The organism is Kutzneria sp. 744 (assembly GCF_000568255.1).
In the GTDB taxonomy this organism is placed as follows: domain Bacteria; phylum Actinomycetota; class Actinomycetes; order Mycobacteriales; family Pseudonocardiaceae; genus Kutzneria.
Map to the genome: position 1 here is coordinate 2,377,034 of NZ_KK037166.1, position 15,468 is coordinate 2,392,501.

Below are 15,468 nucleotides of genomic sequence, written 5' to 3' on the forward strand. Positions count from 1 at the left end.
GGCCCTCACATCCGGAAGACGCCGAAGCCCTCGGCGCCCTTCACGTCGTTGCTGTACACCGCGGACAGGCACAGGCCCAGCACGGTTCGGGTGTCGCGCGGGTCGATCACGCCGTCGTCGTAGAGCCGGCCCGACAGGAACGCGGCCAGCGACTGCGACTCGATCTGCCCCTCGACCATCTGCCGCATGGCGGCGTCGTGCTCGTCGTTGTACGGCTGGCCCTTCGCGGCGGCGGCCTGCCGCGCCACGATGGACAGCACACCGGCCAGCTGCGCCGGCCCCATCACCGCGGACTTGGCGTTGGGCCAGGTGAACAGGAAGCGCGGCGCGTAGGCCCGCCCGCACATGCCGTAGTTGCCGGCACCGTAGGACGCGCCCATCACGACGGTCAGGTGCGGCACCTTGGAGTTGGACACGGCGTTGATCATCATCGAGCCGTGCTTGATGATGCCGGCCTGCTCGTAGGAGGCGCCGACCATGTAGCCGGTGGTGTTCTGCAGGAACAGCAGGGGTGTGTCGGCGCGGTTGGCGAGCTGGATGAACTGCGTCGCCTTCTGCGCCTCCTCGCTGAACAGCACGCCGCGGGCGTTGGCCAGGATGCCGATCGGATAGCCGTGCAGGGTGGCCCAGCCGGTGACCAGGCTGTCGCCGTAGCGCGGCTTGAACTCGTCGAAGTCGGAGTCGTCGACGATACGGGCGATGACTTCCCTGGGGTCGAAGGGAATCCGCAGGTCGGTCGGCACCAGCCCGAGCAGTTCCTCGGCGTCGTAACGGGGTTCGAGCACATTCGCCCGAGGCTCCGGCCCACGCTTGCGCCAGTTCAGCCGGGCGACCACGCGGCGGATGTTGCGGATCGCGTCGACCTCGTCCGTGGCAACGTAATCCGCGAGCCCCGAGACGCGGCCGTGCATGTCCGCGCCGCCCAGCGCCTCGTCCTCGGCCTCCTCGCCGGTGGCCATCTTGACCAGCGGCGGGCCGCCGAGGAAGACCTTGGAGCGCTCCTTGATCATGATCACGAAGTCGGACATGCCCGGCACGTAAGCGCCGCCGGCGGTGGCGTTGCCGAACACCGCCGTGACGGTGGGAATGCCGGCGGCCGACAGCCGAGTCAGGTCGCGGAACATCTGGCCGCCGGGGATGAAGATCTCGGCCTGGCTGGGCAGGTCGGCGCCGCCGGACTCGACCAGGCTGATCACCGGCAGCCGGTTGGCCACGGCGATGTCGTTGGCCCGCAACGTCTTGCGCAGCGTCCACGGGTTGCTCGCGCCGCCGCGCACGGTCGGGTCGTTGGCCACGATCAGGCACTCGACGCCCTCGACCACGCCGATGCCGGTGACCACGCTGGCCCCGACCTGGTAGTCGCTGCCCCACGCGGCCAGCGCGGAGAACTCCAGGAACGGCGCGTCCTGGTCGACCACCAGCTCGATGCGCTCGCGGGCCAGCAGCTTGCCGCGCTTGCGGTGCCGCTCCACGTACTTCGGGCCGCCGCCGGCCAGCGCCTTGGCGTGCTCGGCGTCCAGCGCGGCCAGCTTGTCCAGCAGCGCCTCGCGGTTCTCCTTGTGCTCGACGCTGTTCGCGTCCACAGTGGACTTCCACGCGGTCATCAGGCGAATCCCATCCTGCGCGCGGCCAGCTCGGCCATCACCTCGCGGGCACCGCCGCCGATGCTGAGGATGCGCGCGTCCCGGTAGTGTCGTTCCACTTCGGACTCCCGCAGGTAGCCCGCGCCGCCGTGCAGCTGCACGGCCTCGTTCACGACGAAGTCGCAGGCGTCGGTGCTGGCGTTCTTGGCCATCGACACCTCGGCGATGACCTCCTCGCCGGCCGCCACCTTGACCGCGACCTCGCGGGTGTATGTGCGGGCCAGCGCCGTGCGCTGGGTCATCTCGACCAGCTTGTGCCGCACCACCTGGCGGCTGATCAGCGGCCGGTCGAAGGTGACGCGGTTGCGGACGTAGTCCACGGTCAGGTCGAGGGCACGCTGCGCGGTGGCGTAGGCCTGCACGGCCAGCGACAGCCGCTCCACCTGGAACTGCTGCATCAGCTGCGGAAAGCCGCCGTTCTCCGGCCCGACCAGGTTGGCCGCCGGCACCCGGGCGTCCGAAAAGGACAGTTCGGCGGTGTCGGAGCAGTGCCAGCCCATCTTCTCCAGCTTGCGACTGGCGGTGAAGCCGGGCGTGCCGCGTTCGATCACCAGCAGGCTCACGCCCTGGTAGCCCGGCTCGCCGGTGCGCACCGCGGTGGTGACGAAGTTGGCGCGGGTGCCGGAGGTGATGAACATCTTGCTGCCGTTGACGATGTAGTGGTCGCCGTCGCGGACCGCCCTGGTGCGCAGCGAGGCGACATCCGAACCACCGTCGGGCTCGGTGACGGCCAGCGAGCCGATCTTCTCGCCGGCCAGCGCCGGCCGGACGAAGCGCTCCACGTGGTCGGGATCGCCGGCCGCGACGATGTGCGGGATGGCGATGCCGTGCGTGAGCAGCCCGGCGATCAGGCCGGACGAGCCGCCGGCCTGGATCAGCTCCTCGGTCACCACCACCGTGTCGAGCAGGTCGCCGCCGCTGCCGCCGATCTTCTCGTCGAAGCCGACACCGAGCAGACCGACCTCGGCGGCCTTGCGGTGCAACGACCTCGGCAACTCGCCGTCGCGCTCCCACTGGTCCATGTCGGACCGCACCTCGCGCTCGACGAACGCGCGCACGGTGTCGCGCAACTGCCGTCGTTCCGGAGTCTCCCAGGGACTCACACACTCACCTCGACCGATCGGAGCCACTCCCCCAGCGCCTTTGCCTGGGGGTCGAACCGGGTGCTGGCCGCGACGCCCTCGCCGAGCAGGCCGCGGACCACGAAGTTGACCGCCCGCAGATTGGGCAGCGGATACCGCTGCACGCTCAGGTCCTTGAGCTCCGGCAGCAGCTCCTTGAGCCGCGCGGAACTCAGGGTCCGGGCCAGCCAGGCGTAGTCCTCGTCGGTGCGGGCCCAGACGCCGAGGTTGGCGTCGCCGCCCTTGTCGCCGGAGCGGGCCCCGAACCGTTCGCCGATGCGGAACCGTGCCGTCGCAACGGGTTCGCCGTCCGGATCGACGCTGACTGCTGGCTCGACGGTTGCGGTCGTGACCGGCGGTGTCACCTCGACACGCCGCCCGTCGGGCAACACGACTGTGTGGGCAATCGCTTGCTGCGGAAGGAAGGCCGCCGAGAACACCCCGAACGGCGTGGCGTCTCCGGGCGGCGCGGTGACGTGGAAGCCCGGGTAGGAGGCCAGCGCCAGCTCGACCGCGGCCTGCGAGAACGCTCGTCCCGATCGCTTACCGTCAGCGTCCTTGATCGTCACGTGGAGCAGCGCGCTCGCGGATTCCTCGGTCGGCGGGTCGTCGTGCGCGACGGTGCCGAGGCTCCACGTCATGCCGTCCGCGCCGATGCGCTCGGTCAGCTGGCGCTGCACCAGGTCCGCCTTGGCCTCGACGTCCAGTCCACACAGGACGAACGTAATGGAGTTGCGGAAGCCGCCGAGCTTGTTCAGGCACACCTTGGCGTCCGGCGGCGGCGGGGTGCCCTTGACGCCGGTGATGCCCACGCGGTCGGGGCCGTCCTGGGTCAGGGTGATGGTGTCGAACCGGCTGACCACGTCCGGGCCGAGGTAGTTCGGGCCGCCGATCTCGTAGAGCAGCTGGGCCGTCACGGTTTCCGTGGTGACCGCGCCGCCGGTGCCGGCGTGTTTGGTGATCACCGACGAGCCGTCGGCGGCGATCTCGGCGATCGGGAAGCCGGCGTGCAGCAGGTCCGGGATCTCCGTGAAGAAGGCGAAGTTGCCGCCGGTGGCCTGGGCGCCGCACTCGATCACGTGGCCGGCGACCGTGGCCCCGGCCAGGGCGTCCCAGTCGTCGCGGGCCCAGCCGTAGTGCGCCGCCGCCGGGCCGACGATCAGCGAAGCGTCCGTCACCCGGCCCGTGACGACGATGTCGGCGCCCGCGTTCAACGCCTCGACAATGCCCCAGCAGCCCAGGTAGGCGTTGGCCGTGAGGAATCCGTCGAACTTCGACCGCACGTCGTCGCCTTCGACGTGCGCCACCGACACCGTGATGCCGAGGCGGTCGGCCAGCTCGCGGATCGCCGTCGCCAGGCCGGCCGGGTTCAGGCCGCCGGCATTGGCGACGATCTTCACGTCCCGGTCGACGGCCGTGCCCAGCGAGCCTTCGAGTTGGCGCAGGAAGGTCTTGGCGTAGCCCTTGCTCGGGTCCTTCATCAGGTCCCGGCCCAGGATCAGCATGGTCAGCTCGGCCAAGTAGTCGCCGGTGAGCACGTCCAGCGGGCCGCCTTCGAGCATCTCGCGGACCGCGTCGAAGCGGTCCCCGTAGAAGCCCGAGGCATTCCCAATGCGGTAGGTCACACGAACTCCCCCGGCTTCCGACCGGCGCCCGGCAGGCCGGCAAACGCTTGCGCCACGCGGAGGAACTGCTCGGCCACCGGGCCGACCGCCGTGACGTCGAGGTCATCGAGGTGCCGTCGCTGCGTGACGAGGAAGCAGAAGTCCAGTGCCGGCGCGGTGATCCGGTTGTCGGCGTCCTCGTCGTTCCAGGTCCAGAACTCGCCGTCCGGCCCGGTCAGCTCGACACGGACCGGCTCGGCCGGCTTGGGCAGGCCGTTGACCTGGAAAGCGAATCCCATGGCTCGCACGCCGATGTGCGCCACGTGCCGCAGACGGCCCGTGGGCTCGCGGCGGACCTTGAGCGTGTCGGCGATGTCCTGGCCGTGGGCCCAGGTCTCCATGATCCGCGCGGTGGCCATCGACGCCGGCGCCATCGGCGGCCCGAACCACGGTAGCTTCTGTCCACTCGGGACACCGGCAAGCGCTTGCGCCAGGTCTTTCCGGCCCTGCCGCCACTCGTCGAGCAGCTCCGCCGGATCCTGTTGCGACCACGCCTCGGTCGCCCGGTCGACGTAATTGGTCGGGTTGGCCGTTGCCTGCTTCAGCGAGTCGGCGAAGGCCTCTTCGTCGGTGGCCGCCATCGCCGCCTGCCGGTCCGTCCAGGCCAGGTGCGCCACCTGGTGCGCGATCGTCCAGCCCGGCGCCGGCGTCGGCGTCGCCCAGGCGTCCTTGGGCAGGTCGGCCACCAGCGTGTCGACGCTCGCGCTCTCCGCCACCAGATCCGCCAACAGGGCGGAGATGTCCGTCATGACTGCTCCTGTGTGTTCACCACGTCATCGAGCATCGACGCCCACTGCCGGACGATCCTGGCCCGGCGGCGCGAATCGTCCGTCAGCTGGTTGGCCAGCGCCAGGCCGCGGGCCAGGTCCAACGTCGCCTGGACCGTCTCGCGGACCCCAGGCCGCTTCTCGTCGGCCCCCAGCAGCTCCACCGTCAGCCGGTGGCACTGCCGTCCGAGGCGGGCTTCCAGCTCCACCACCACCGGCTTCAGCTCCGGGTCCGTCCTCGCCGCCACCCACAGCTCCAGCGCCGCCGTGAACATCGGGCTGGCGAAGAAGTCCACCACCAGCTCCACGACCGCGCGGGTGCGGTCCGGTGCCGCCGTCACGCGCTCCGACTCCCGCAGCAGCTGTTCCGCGCTCTCATGGCCCACGTACTCCACCGCTGCCGTCACCAACTCGTTGCGTGTGCGGAAGTGGTGCAGCTGCGCTCCCCTTGAGACGCCCGCCCGCTCCGCCACCTGCGTCGTCGTCGTGCCCGACCAGCCGTGCTCCACCAGGCAGTCGACCGTCGCCTCCATCAGCTTGCGCCTGGTCTCCCTGCTCCGGTCGGCCTGCCGCTGCCGCGTCAGCTCCGGTGCCATGGCTGCGAGTGTGGCCCCCAACTAACAAACAGTCAAGACTGATTGTTAGTGACGGCTCGCCTCGGCCCCGGCCGCCTGGCAGAGTGCAGCAATGCTGAGCGAGGTGGCCGACGGCGTCTGGGTGCGGCAGAGCGAGTGGGTGCAGAGCAACGCCACCGTGGTGCGCGGGGACGACGGAGTGATCCTGGTCGACCCCGGCATCTCCGGCGCCGACCTCGACCAGCTCGCCGACGACATCGACGGGCTGGGACTGCCCGTGGTCGCCGGGTTCTCCACCCATCCGCACTGGGACCACCTGCTCTGGCATTCCCGCTTCGGCGACGTTCCGCGCTACGCCACCGCCGCCAACGCCCAGCTGGCCGCCCAGGCCCGCGAACGGGCGCAGGCCATGGCCACCGAGAGCACGGTCGGCGTCCCGCTCGACCTGGTCGCCCTGCTCACCCCGCTGCCGGCCGACGGCGGACCCATACCGGGCGAGATCATCGAGCACGGCGCCCACGCCATCGGCCACGCCGCGATCCTGCTGGCCGACCGTGGCGTCCTCATCGCCGGCGACATGCTCTCCGACGTCCTGATCCCGCTGTTCGACCCGCGCCGCACCGGTCAGCTGGCCGCCTACACCGCCTCCCTCGAACTCCTCGGCCAGGCCGCCCAGCAGGTCGACGTCCTGATCCCCGGCCACGGCACCGTCGCCACAGGTCCCGAGGTGGCCGCCCGCTTCGCCGCCGACTGCACCTACCTCGACGCCCTGCGGCAGGGCACCGACCCCGTCGATCCGCGCCTTGACCAGGACTGGCTCGCCCGCCCCCATCAGGCGAACCTCGCGCAGGCCCAGCAGGCGTGATTTTCGCGGCCGGTGTCGATCGGGGCGCCGTCCGTTCGTGTAGAGGGTGAGAATCCACCTCAAGGAGGCGCTCACCATGAAGAACTACCTGCTCAGCGTGTACCAGCCGGATGGCCCGACCCCCGGCCCCGAGGTGCTGGGGCCGATCATGACGACCGTGGCGGCCCTGAAGGAGGAGATGCGGGCGGCCGAGGCGTGGGTGTTCGACGGTGGGCTGTTCCCGCCGGACACCGCGACCGTGGTGCGGGTGACCGACGGCGACGTCGGCATGACCGACGGCCCGTACGTGGAGGGCAAGGAACACCTGGGCGGCTTCACCATCGTGCGGGCGGCGGACCTGGACGCGGCGCTGGAGTGGGGACGCAAGCTGGCCGCGGCGACGACGTTGCCGATCGAGGTCCGACCGTTCCAGTGAGCGTCGAGGGCGTGTTCGCGGCGGAGTACGGGCGGGCGGTCGCGGTCCTGGTCCGGGTGTTCGGCGACATCGACGTGGCGGAGGAGGCCGTGCAGGAGGCCTTCGCGACGGCGGTACGGAAGTGGCCGGAGACCGGCACGCCGCCGAGCCCGGCGGGCTGGATCATCACGACGGCCCGGCACGCGGCGATCGACCGGCTGCGCCGGGAGTCGTCCCGGCAGGACCGTCACGCCCAAGCGGCGCTGTTGCACGCCAACGACTTCGTGGAGGAGGGGCCGGTGCGGGACGAGCGGCTGCGGCTGATCTTCACCTGCTGCCACCCGGCGCTGGCCCCGTCCACGCGGGTGGCGCTGACCCTGCGGCTGCTGGGCGGTCTGGCCACGCCGGCCATCGCGCGGGCGTTCCTGGTGCCGGAAAAGACCATGGCGCAACGGATCGTCCGCGCGAAGGCGAAGATCCGCGACGCCGGCATCCCCTATCGGGTGCCGCGCGACGCCGACCTCCCCGACCGGCTGCGGGCCGTGCTCGCGGTGCTGTACCTGATCTTCACCGAGGGACACACCGCGAGCTCGGGCGCGGAGCTCGTCCGGGACGACCTGTGCGCGGAGGCGATCCGGCTGGCCCGGGTGCTGACCGAGCTGATGCCCGACGAGCCCGAGGCGTGGGGTCTGCTGGCGCTGATGCTGCTCGTGCACTCCCGCCGCGACGCCCGCACCACGCCGTCCGGCGACCTCGTGCTGCTGGCCGACCAGGATCGCAACCGATGGGACGCCCGGCTCGTCGCCGAGGGGCAGGCCATCGTGCGCCGGTGCCTGCGCTGGCGGCGGCCCGGCCCGTACCAGATCCAGGCCGCGATCAACGCCGTGCACAGCGATCCCCCGACCGACTGGGGCCAGATCGTCCAGCTGTACGACCAGCTCCTGCACTTCACGCCCACGCCCGTTGTCGCGCTGCACCGGGCGGTGGCGGTCGCCGAGGTGTCCGGGCCCGCGACGGCTTTGGACCTCGTCGACGACCTGGAACTGCCGTCGTACCACGTGTTCCACCTCGTGCGGGCGGACCTGCTGCGGCGCCTGAACCGCGGGCACGAGGCGGCCGATGCCTACCGCCGGGCCATCGGCCTCACGGAGAACACGACGGAGCGGGCCTTCCTGACCCTCCGGCTTCAGGAGCTGAGCGCCTGACGCAGCTCGGCCACGTCGTCGTTGTCCATCGGACCCGAACCCCAGGCACCCCTGACAACACCGGATCGCTCACTCGGCGATCTCGGACAGCGCTTCGCGCGGTCGGCGGAGCAGGGCCCACAGCACCCAGCCGACGCCGATCACCAGCACCAGGCTGATCAGCCGGTACAGGATCACCCCGGCGACGGCGTCGTCGATCGGCGTGCCGCCGGCCACCAGACCCAGCGTCAGCGCCCCGTCCACAACGCCGAGGCCACCGGGCACCAGCGGCACGCTGGCCGCGGCCATACCGGCCGTGTACGCCACGAAGATCTGCGCGACCGACAGGCCCTGCGCGCCGGCGGCGAGGCAGCACAGGCCGAAGCACACGGCGTCCAGCAGCCAGTTCCCGGCGGCGAAGCCCATCGCCACCCGCAGGTCCCGGGTGGACATCCGGATCACCGACAGTTGCTCGACGGCGCCGCTGACCAGGCGCGTGCCTCGCTCCGCGGACCGCCCGGTGACCCGGGCGAAACCGGTCAACACCTTGCCGCACAACCAAAGCAGCCAGTTCGGGTGCTGCACGAACGTGCGCAGGCAGACGGCGAGGCCGATCGCCACGACCACGTCGCCGGCCAGCGCGAGCCAGCCGTGGCCGCCGCGGGTCAGCACCCCGCCGACCGCGCCGATGAGAATCAGGGTTCCGGTGGACAGCAGGCCACTGACCGCGACCGCCCAGGACGCCACCGCCGACGTCGCCCCGAATCGCCGCATCTGGGAGAAGTTGAACGCGGTGGAGAAGACAGGACCACCCGGCAGGGTGACGCTCAGGGAGTGGGCGGCATAGGCGAGGGCGACCGCGCGCTGGATCGGCACCAGCGTCCCGGCAGCGCGCAGCAGGCGGCGTTGCATGCGGGCGAACAGGCTCATCGAGCCCAGATCGGCGAGCACCGCGAGGCCGAGCAATGACCAGTTCGGCGTCCGGAGGTGGGCGAGCGCCGAGGCCAGGCTGGGAGCCCCGTACCAGAGTTCAACGGCGAGCAGGACGAGCGCGAGACCGGTGGCGATGATCTTGATCCGGCGCACCGCGGGCATCCGGCGATGGTAGTCGGGCCGGACCGGACCGCTCAGGAAGCGACGGCGTGGCGCAGCAGGACCGTGCCGGGGGTGCGGTCGTCGGGGAGGCTGAGGAGTTCGGCCAGGACCTCGCCGGCGGGGCCGGCGGAGCGCCAGGTGATGCGGGTGGGGGTGAGGAAGTTCGTCTCGTCGCCGGGCATGCGGGTGGCGACGACGTCGTCCTCGCCGCGCAGCCACACGACGTCGATGACGTTGTGGTGGGCCCGCACACCGATGACGGCGACGACATGGCCGTCGGGATTGCGGGGGTGCATGAAGCGGAACCCGCGGGTGACCAGCTCGGCCAGGCGCAGGTCGGTTGAGCTCGGAGCCTCAGTGGTGGGAGTCATCGAATTCGCCATTCTCCGGGGGCGGCCGCGGCGACGGTCGGGCCAGCCGGGTAGCAGCTGAACACGCTCGTGCACCGAACAGCGGCCCCCATGGGGCGCGCGGCGTGTACGTCGGCCATGCTCCCCAGCCTCCAGACCTACGTTCGGGCTTGCAGCTGCACGTGCATCTGAGCGCTGCGTCACACTAGCACGACCACATGCACGTGCATCTGCGCGACACCGAAGTTGGGCCGGTGGGGTGATCTTCCGCGGGAGGGCTAAAGCGCGTCCATGACTTCGCCCAGGGAACGCCGGCTGCGCTCAGGCGTCTCGGCGTCGACCATGAGCCGGTCGACGACCCGGCTGTACTGCTCGATCTCCTGCCGCTTGTCCAGGTACAGGGCGCCGGTCAGGTGCTCGATGTAGACCAGGTTGGGCAGCTCGGGCTCGGCGAACCGCAGCATTGTGAACGATCCCTCGGCCGCGTACCCGCTCAGATCGAACGGAACCACCTGAATGGTGATGTTGGGCCGCTTGGTGAACTCGATCAGCCGCTTGAGCTGGGCCCGCATCACCTCCTTGCCGCCGATCGGCCGGTGCAGCACCGACTCGTCGAGCACGGCCCACAGCCGAGGCGCGTTGGATCTGGTCAGCAGCTCCTGCCGCTTCATGCGCAGCCGCACGCGGCGCTCGACGACGTCGCTGGCCGACTCGGGCCGGCCGCGGGTGGCGATGGCCCGCGCGTAGTCCTCGGTCTGCAGCAGCCCAGGCACGAACTGGGACTCGTAGGTCTGGATGCGGGCCGCGGACTCCTCCAGGCCGACGTAGTCCTGGAACCAGTCGGGCATCAGGTCGGTGAAGCGGTGCCACCAGCCGGGCTCGTTGGACCGCTTGACCATGTCGAGGAAGACCTCGCGCTCGCCGGGATCGTCCACCCCGTACAGCGAGAGCAGATCGGCGACGTCGCGCTCCTTGAAGCTGACGCGCCCGAGCTCAAGACGGCTGATCTTGGACTCGGAGCCGCGGATGGCGTAGCCGGCGTCGGCCCGGGTGATCTCCGCCGCCTCGCGCAGCCGACGCAGCTGCGAGCCGAGCACGATCCGCCGCGCGGTCGGCCCTGCACCGTGTTCAACCGAGCGGCCATTACCACTTTCGGATGAATTGGTGGGGTCAATCGCGCCCATTCCGGCTCCTCCCTCACGCCCTCGAAACCCGGGTCGCCCCGGCTGCCCGGCCCCGCTCCAGGTGCTTCCATCAGGGCCTTTTGCCGGCGAACCCGACTACTCAACGTACACCGAGGCGGGCCGAGCCCGACAGCGCACCGCCGTTTACCGCAGTGGTGGCGCACCAATAGGCTTACTCGCTCGGTTGTCGGAACCACCCTGACGGTCTGCGAGGCGGAGATGCCCACTCCCAAAGCACCAGTTCACATCGACACGACCAAGGCCAGCATTGCCCGCGTCTACGACGCCTTCCTGAACGGGAAGGACAACTACGAGGTCGACCGGGAGGTGTTCCGGCGGGTGAAGTCGGTCGCCCCGGAGGCGGCGCTGCTGGCCATCGACAACCGGAACTTCCTGATCCGCGCGACCCGGTTCATCGCCAGCCAGACCAACATCACCCAGTACCTGGACTGCGGGTCGGGCCTGCCCACGGCGGAGAACACCCACCAGGTGGCGCAGCGGCTCAACCCCGACTCCAAGGTCGTCTACGTGGACAACGACCCGGTGGTGATCGCGCACGGCCGCGCGCTGCTGGAGGAGAACGAGCAGACCCACTTCAGCGCGGCCGACATCTTCGAGCCGGAGCAGGTGCTGCAGGACGAGGTGGTGCGCAAGCACATCGACTTCAACGAGCCGCTGGCCCTGTTCCACATGGGCACCATGCACCACTACACCGGCGACCGGGCGCAGGAGATCATGCAGACCTACGTCGACGCGCTGCCGTCGGGCTCGTACGTGGGGCTGAGCCACTTCTACGACCCGCAGACCGAGGAGTACAACGAACTGGCCCGCCGCATGGAGGACATGTTCGTGCACAGCCCGATGGGCAGCGGCGTGTTCCGCACCCGGGCCCAGATCGAGGGCATGTTCCCGGGCCTGGAGATGGTGGAGCCGGGCGTGGTGGAGTGCGTGCGCTGGTGGCCGGACGGCCCGCAGATCAAGCCGATGGACCCGGTGCAGTACTGCATCGTCGGCGGCATCGGCCGCAAGCCCTAGTCACAACAGGTTCGTAGTCACAACAGGGTCAACTGCTCCTGGTCGACGCGGTGGACAGGGGCCACCGCGTCGACCGGCAGCGCCCCGGCCGGCCAGGTCGCGTCCTGGTCGCCGGGCACGCCGGACGGCTCGTTCCTCATGACCTTCGCCGCGAGGCCGTGCTTGCGCACCAACGGTTCCACCCGGGCCGCGAGCCGGTTCCGGTAACGACGGTCCGCGTAACTCTCGTTGCCGTAGAGCTGGCGGTAGCCAGGGACCAATGACGGGTGTTCCCGTTTCAGCCACTGCGCAAACCATTCTTTCGCACCCGGCCTCAGATGCAGGGCCAGCGTGCTCACGCCGGTGGCCCCGGCCTCGGCGATCGCGCCGAGCAGATCGTCCAGCTGCTGCTCCGAATCGGTGAGCCCGGGCAGCACGGGCGCGATGAACACGCCGCACGGCAGCCCGGCGTCGGTGATCCGGCGGACCAGCTCCAGCCGGGCCTGCGGGGTGGGCGTGCCGGGCTCCAGCGTGCGGTGGATCTCCTTGTCCAGCAAGGCGATCGACACGCCCAGCCCGACCGGCACCCGCTTGGCCGCCTCGGCCAGCAGCGGGATGTCCCGGGACAGCGTGGTGCCCTTGGTGAGGATCGAGAACGGGGTGCCGGTGTCGGCCAGCGCCCGGATGATGCCGGGCATCAACCGGTAGCGGCCCTCGGCCCGCTGGTACGGGTCGGTGTTGGTGCCCATGGCGACGTGCTCACGGGTCCAGCGCGGCGAGGAGAGCTTGGCCCGCAACAGTTCCGCGGCGTTGACCTTGACCACGACCTGGCTGTCGAAGTCGTGGCCCGAGTCCAGATCGAGATACGTGTGGGTGTTGCGGGCGAAGCAGTTGTGGCTGACGACGCCGTCGGCGATGAAGTCGCCGGTGCCGGTGGTGATGTCGTAGAGCTGCCGGGTCTCCAGGCGTTCGATGTTCGTGACGATCAGGTCCGCGGCCGGGGCGAGCTCGCCGTCGACGGCGAGGCGGTCGGCCATCGCCGGGCCGACGGTCTGCCGGAACCGCAGCCGCTCCCCCAGATCCGCGGTCAGCACCACGGCCCGCCGGTCCTCGCTGACCTGGTGGGAGAAGTCGAGTTCCTTCAACGCCAGGCAGATCGCGTCCAGCAGCCGGGCGTCGCGGGTGAAGATCCGGGTCACGCCGTCGCGAACGCTGCCCCGGGCGTCGAAGATGCCGGCCAGCAGACCCTTGTGCCAGTCGAGGCCGGGAGCGAGCGGCAATTCCTCCGGCACGGCCGAGGTGCCGAGCTCGGACAGGTAGCGCTCGGTGCGGTCGATGCCCTCGGCGCCGGCCAGCGCGACCCGGAAGCCTTGCGTGCCACCGCCCTGGACCATGCCGCAGAGGTAACCCCGTTGGTAGCTCTCGGTTTCCTCCGGCGGTAAGGAGAACATCCCCGTGCCGACAAGGCGGGCGCCGACCGTCAGATGTGGACGCATGGAGCCCGTGACGTGCCGCCAGCCGTCGGCGGCGAGGAAGCGGTGGTCCCCGCTGGCCACGATCTCCGTGCCGTCGTGCAGGGTGATCCGGTAGGCGCGCTTGGTGGTCCGCCAGTGCGCCAACACCTTCGTGCGCACGTAGCGCCGCTGCGCGCCGACGGCCTGGGTGCCGACGATGTCATCGCCGACTTCCAGCCGTGCCAACGTTTTTGTGCTGCCGTCAGCCAGCAGGATCGGGGTTTCCCCGTCCAGGCAGTAGACGCAGGCGTGGGTGCAGCCGCGATAGGGGTTGACGGTCCAGCCGAACGGCATGGGCGATCCGCCGGGCACCTTGTTCAGCACGCTCTTGGCCCGCACCTCATGGAAGACCACGCCGGCGAACTCCGGCGAGCGCACCGACCTGATCAACCCGGACAGGCCCAGCAGGGCAGGTTCGTCGCGGTCCACCCGTTGCTCGTCCCATCGCACCCCAGCAGTCGAACACATGTTCGATCGAACGTCAACCGGATCGGCGTCCGGAGCAACCGAACAGGTGGTTCGGGAGTCTGCCCCGACATGAAAGACCGCACCCGAGTCGGGCCCCGCACGGGGACCAGTCAGGATGTGGGGATGAGCCACGGGCACGGGCACGGGTCTCACGGCCACGAGCCGGCGGCCCCGGCGTCGGCCAAGGTGCGCAGGCTGGTCATCGGCCTGCTGCTGCCGTTGGTCGCGCTGACGGTCGTCGGTGTGGCGCTGCTGTTCCCGTGGAGCGGACACACAACGAGCACGCCCGCGGGCGGGGCGATGGTCACCGAGCAGGGCGTCGTCACGAAGGTGGTGGCCAGCGACTGCGGTGGCGGCGCCGGAAACGGCGGCGGGGCCAAGCAGTGCGAGGCCGTCACGGTGCAGCTGGACAACCGGCAGAACATCACCGAGCCGATGCCGATCGAGCCGTCGACGCCGCGCTTCACCGTCGGCGACAAGGTCGTGCTCGGCTACAACGGCGGCGACCCCAACGATCCCGGCTCCTACCAGCTCCAGGACTTCCAGCGCGGTTTCCCGTTGGCGCTGCTGGGTGTGCTGTTCGCGGCGGCGGTGTTGATCCTGGGGCGGATGCAGGGTCTGAAGGCGTTGGGCGCGCTGGTTCTCACCTTCGTGGTCATCGTCCTTTTTGTACTGCCGGCGATGGCCGCCGGAAAGGACCCGTTGTCGGTCGGCGTGGTCGGCGCCGCGGTGATCATGTTCATCGTGCTGTACCTGACGCACGGCCTGTCGGCGCGAACATCCACCGCCGTGGTCGGGACCCTGGTCAGCCTCGGCCTGATCGGCGTGCTGGGCTGGCTGTTCTCCGTGGTGGCGAACCTGACCGGCCTGGACGAGGACACCGCCAACCTGATCTCCGTGCTGGGGCACGGGATCGACGCCCGAGGCCTGCTGCTGGCCGGCATCGTCATCGGCTCCGTCGGTGTGCTCGACGACGTCACGGTCACGCAGACCAGCGCCGTGTGGGAGCTGCGGCGGGCCAACCCCAAGCTCGGCTGGCGCGACCTGTACGCCGCCGGGCTGCGCATCGGCCGCGACCACATGTCGTCCTCGGTCAACACGCTGGTGATGGCCTACGCCGGCGCGGGCCTGCCGCTGCTGCTGGCCTACGCGGCCAGCGGCCGCGGGCTCACGGATCTGCTGACCGCCGAGACCGTGGCCCAGGAGATCGTGCGTACCCTGGTCGGCAGCATCGGTCTGGTGGCCTCCGTGCCGATCACGACCTTCTTGGCGGCGAAGATCGCCATGCAGGAGACGGTCGACGAGCCAGCGGTCGCCGAGCCCGAGGTCCCGGAACCGGAACCCTCGAAGGCCAAGACGGAGGAACCGGAACAGCCGGTGCGGCGCAAGCGTGTCAACCCGGACGACATGCCCACCGAACGCTTCGAGGGCGTGCGCCCGCGTGTCCAGAACCCGCCCGGGGCTGAGCAACACCAGCCGACGCAAGCCCTGCGCCGGCCGCAACCGCCCCGCCAGCAACCGCCCGAGCAGCAACCACACCGGCAGCCGCCCGAGCAGCACACGCAGGTGGCGCCGCGCCGAGGGCAGCTCCCTCCCCCGCCGGACCGCCGGCAGCCGCCGCCGGGGCAGG

At 70.5% G+C, this 15,468-nt stretch carries 14 protein-coding genes; 5 read left to right on the top strand and 9 right to left on the bottom strand.

Annotated features, from left to right (window positions below; translation table 11 throughout):
* Positions 1-5: 5 nt before the first annotated feature.
* The 5 genes from KUTG_RS10640 to KUTG_RS10660 are packed head-to-tail and all read right to left on the bottom strand — an operon-like array spanning position 6 to position 5,791.
* On the bottom strand, positions 6-1,604 hold the full coding sequence (locus tag KUTG_RS10640) for an acyl-CoA carboxylase subunit beta (protein ID WP_043716611.1): 1,599 nt from the start codon (positions 1,602-1,604) through the stop codon (positions 6-8).
* A complete protein-coding gene (locus tag KUTG_RS10645; protein ID WP_043716612.1) occupies positions 1,604-2,746 on the bottom strand; it encodes an acyl-CoA dehydrogenase family protein in 1,143 nt (380 codons plus the stop codon). Before KUTG_RS10645 ends, KUTG_RS10640 begins: the two co-directional genes overlap by 1 nt.
* A complete protein-coding gene (locus KUTG_RS10650) occupies positions 2,743-4,389 on the bottom strand; it encodes an acyclic terpene utilization AtuA family protein (protein WP_043716614.1) in 1,647 nt (548 codons plus the stop codon). Before KUTG_RS10650 ends, KUTG_RS10645 begins: the two co-directional genes overlap by 4 nt.
* On the bottom strand, positions 4,386-5,177 hold the full coding sequence (locus KUTG_RS10655; RefSeq protein WP_043716615.1) for a TIGR03084 family metal-binding protein: 792 nt from the start codon (positions 5,175-5,177) through the stop codon (positions 4,386-4,388). The genes KUTG_RS10650 and KUTG_RS10655 overlap by 4 nt, the downstream gene beginning before the upstream one ends.
* Complete coding sequence (locus KUTG_RS10660; RefSeq protein ID WP_043716616.1) at positions 5,174-5,791, bottom strand: TetR/AcrR family transcriptional regulator; 618 nt, start codon at positions 5,789-5,791, stop codon at positions 5,174-5,176. Before KUTG_RS10660 ends, KUTG_RS10655 begins: the two co-directional genes overlap by 4 nt.
* Positions 5,792-5,882: 91 nt before the next feature.
* Between KUTG_RS10660 and KUTG_RS10665 the strand changes: the two genes are divergently transcribed.
* From KUTG_RS10665 to KUTG_RS10675, 3 genes are all read left to right on the top strand, one after another.
* Complete coding sequence (locus KUTG_RS10665; RefSeq protein ID WP_043716619.1) at positions 5,883-6,635, top strand: MBL fold metallo-hydrolase; 753 nt, start codon at positions 5,883-5,885, stop codon at positions 6,633-6,635.
* 76 nt (positions 6,636-6,711) lie between these two features.
* A complete protein-coding gene (locus KUTG_RS10670; RefSeq protein WP_043728898.1) occupies positions 6,712-7,050 on the top strand; it encodes a YciI family protein in 339 nt (112 codons plus the stop codon).
* Positions 7,047-8,234 (top strand): RNA polymerase sigma factor, encoded by a 1,188-nt coding sequence (locus tag KUTG_RS10675; protein WP_043716621.1) that lies wholly within the window; start codon positions 7,047-7,049, stop codon positions 8,232-8,234. The genes KUTG_RS10670 and KUTG_RS10675 overlap by 4 nt, the downstream gene beginning before the upstream one ends.
* 69 nt (positions 8,235-8,303) lie before the next feature.
* On the opposite strand, the gene KUTG_RS10680 is transcribed toward KUTG_RS10675, so the two are convergent.
* From KUTG_RS10680 to KUTG_RS10690, 3 genes are all read right to left on the bottom strand, one after another.
* Positions 8,304-9,308 (bottom strand): lysylphosphatidylglycerol synthase transmembrane domain-containing protein, encoded by a 1,005-nt coding sequence (locus KUTG_RS10680; protein WP_043716622.1) that lies wholly within the window; start codon positions 9,306-9,308, stop codon positions 8,304-8,306.
* A 32-nt stretch (positions 9,309-9,340) separates the two neighbouring features.
* Positions 9,341-9,679: a hypothetical protein gene (locus tag KUTG_RS10685; protein WP_043728901.1), complete on the bottom strand. Its 339-nt coding sequence runs from the start codon at positions 9,677-9,679 to the stop codon at positions 9,341-9,343.
* Positions 9,680-9,936: 257 nt separating this feature from the next.
* Positions 9,937-10,842, bottom strand: coding sequence for a helix-turn-helix domain-containing protein (locus KUTG_RS10690; protein WP_043716623.1), 906 nt, complete (start codon positions 10,840-10,842; stop codon positions 9,937-9,939).
* A gap of 219 nt (positions 10,843-11,061) precedes the next feature.
* Here KUTG_RS10690 and KUTG_RS10695 point away from each other — a divergent pair, with 219 nt between their 5' ends.
* On the top strand, positions 11,062-11,877 hold the full coding sequence (locus tag KUTG_RS10695) for an SAM-dependent methyltransferase (RefSeq protein WP_043716624.1): 816 nt from the start codon (positions 11,062-11,064) through the stop codon (positions 11,875-11,877).
* 17 nt (positions 11,878-11,894) lie between these two features.
* Here the strand turns inward: KUTG_RS10695 and KUTG_RS10700 are convergent, their stop codons facing one another.
* A complete protein-coding gene (locus KUTG_RS10700) occupies positions 11,895-13,799 on the bottom strand; it encodes an intein-containing Rv2578c family radical SAM protein (RefSeq protein ID WP_232240746.1) in 1,905 nt (634 codons plus the stop codon).
* A 162-nt stretch (positions 13,800-13,961) separates the two neighbouring features.
* On the opposite strand from KUTG_RS10700, the gene KUTG_RS10705 reads away from it, so the two are divergent.
* On the top strand, positions 13,962-15,468 hold a 1,507-nt coding region (locus KUTG_RS10705), incomplete at its 3' end, for a YibE/F family protein (protein ID WP_063753503.1).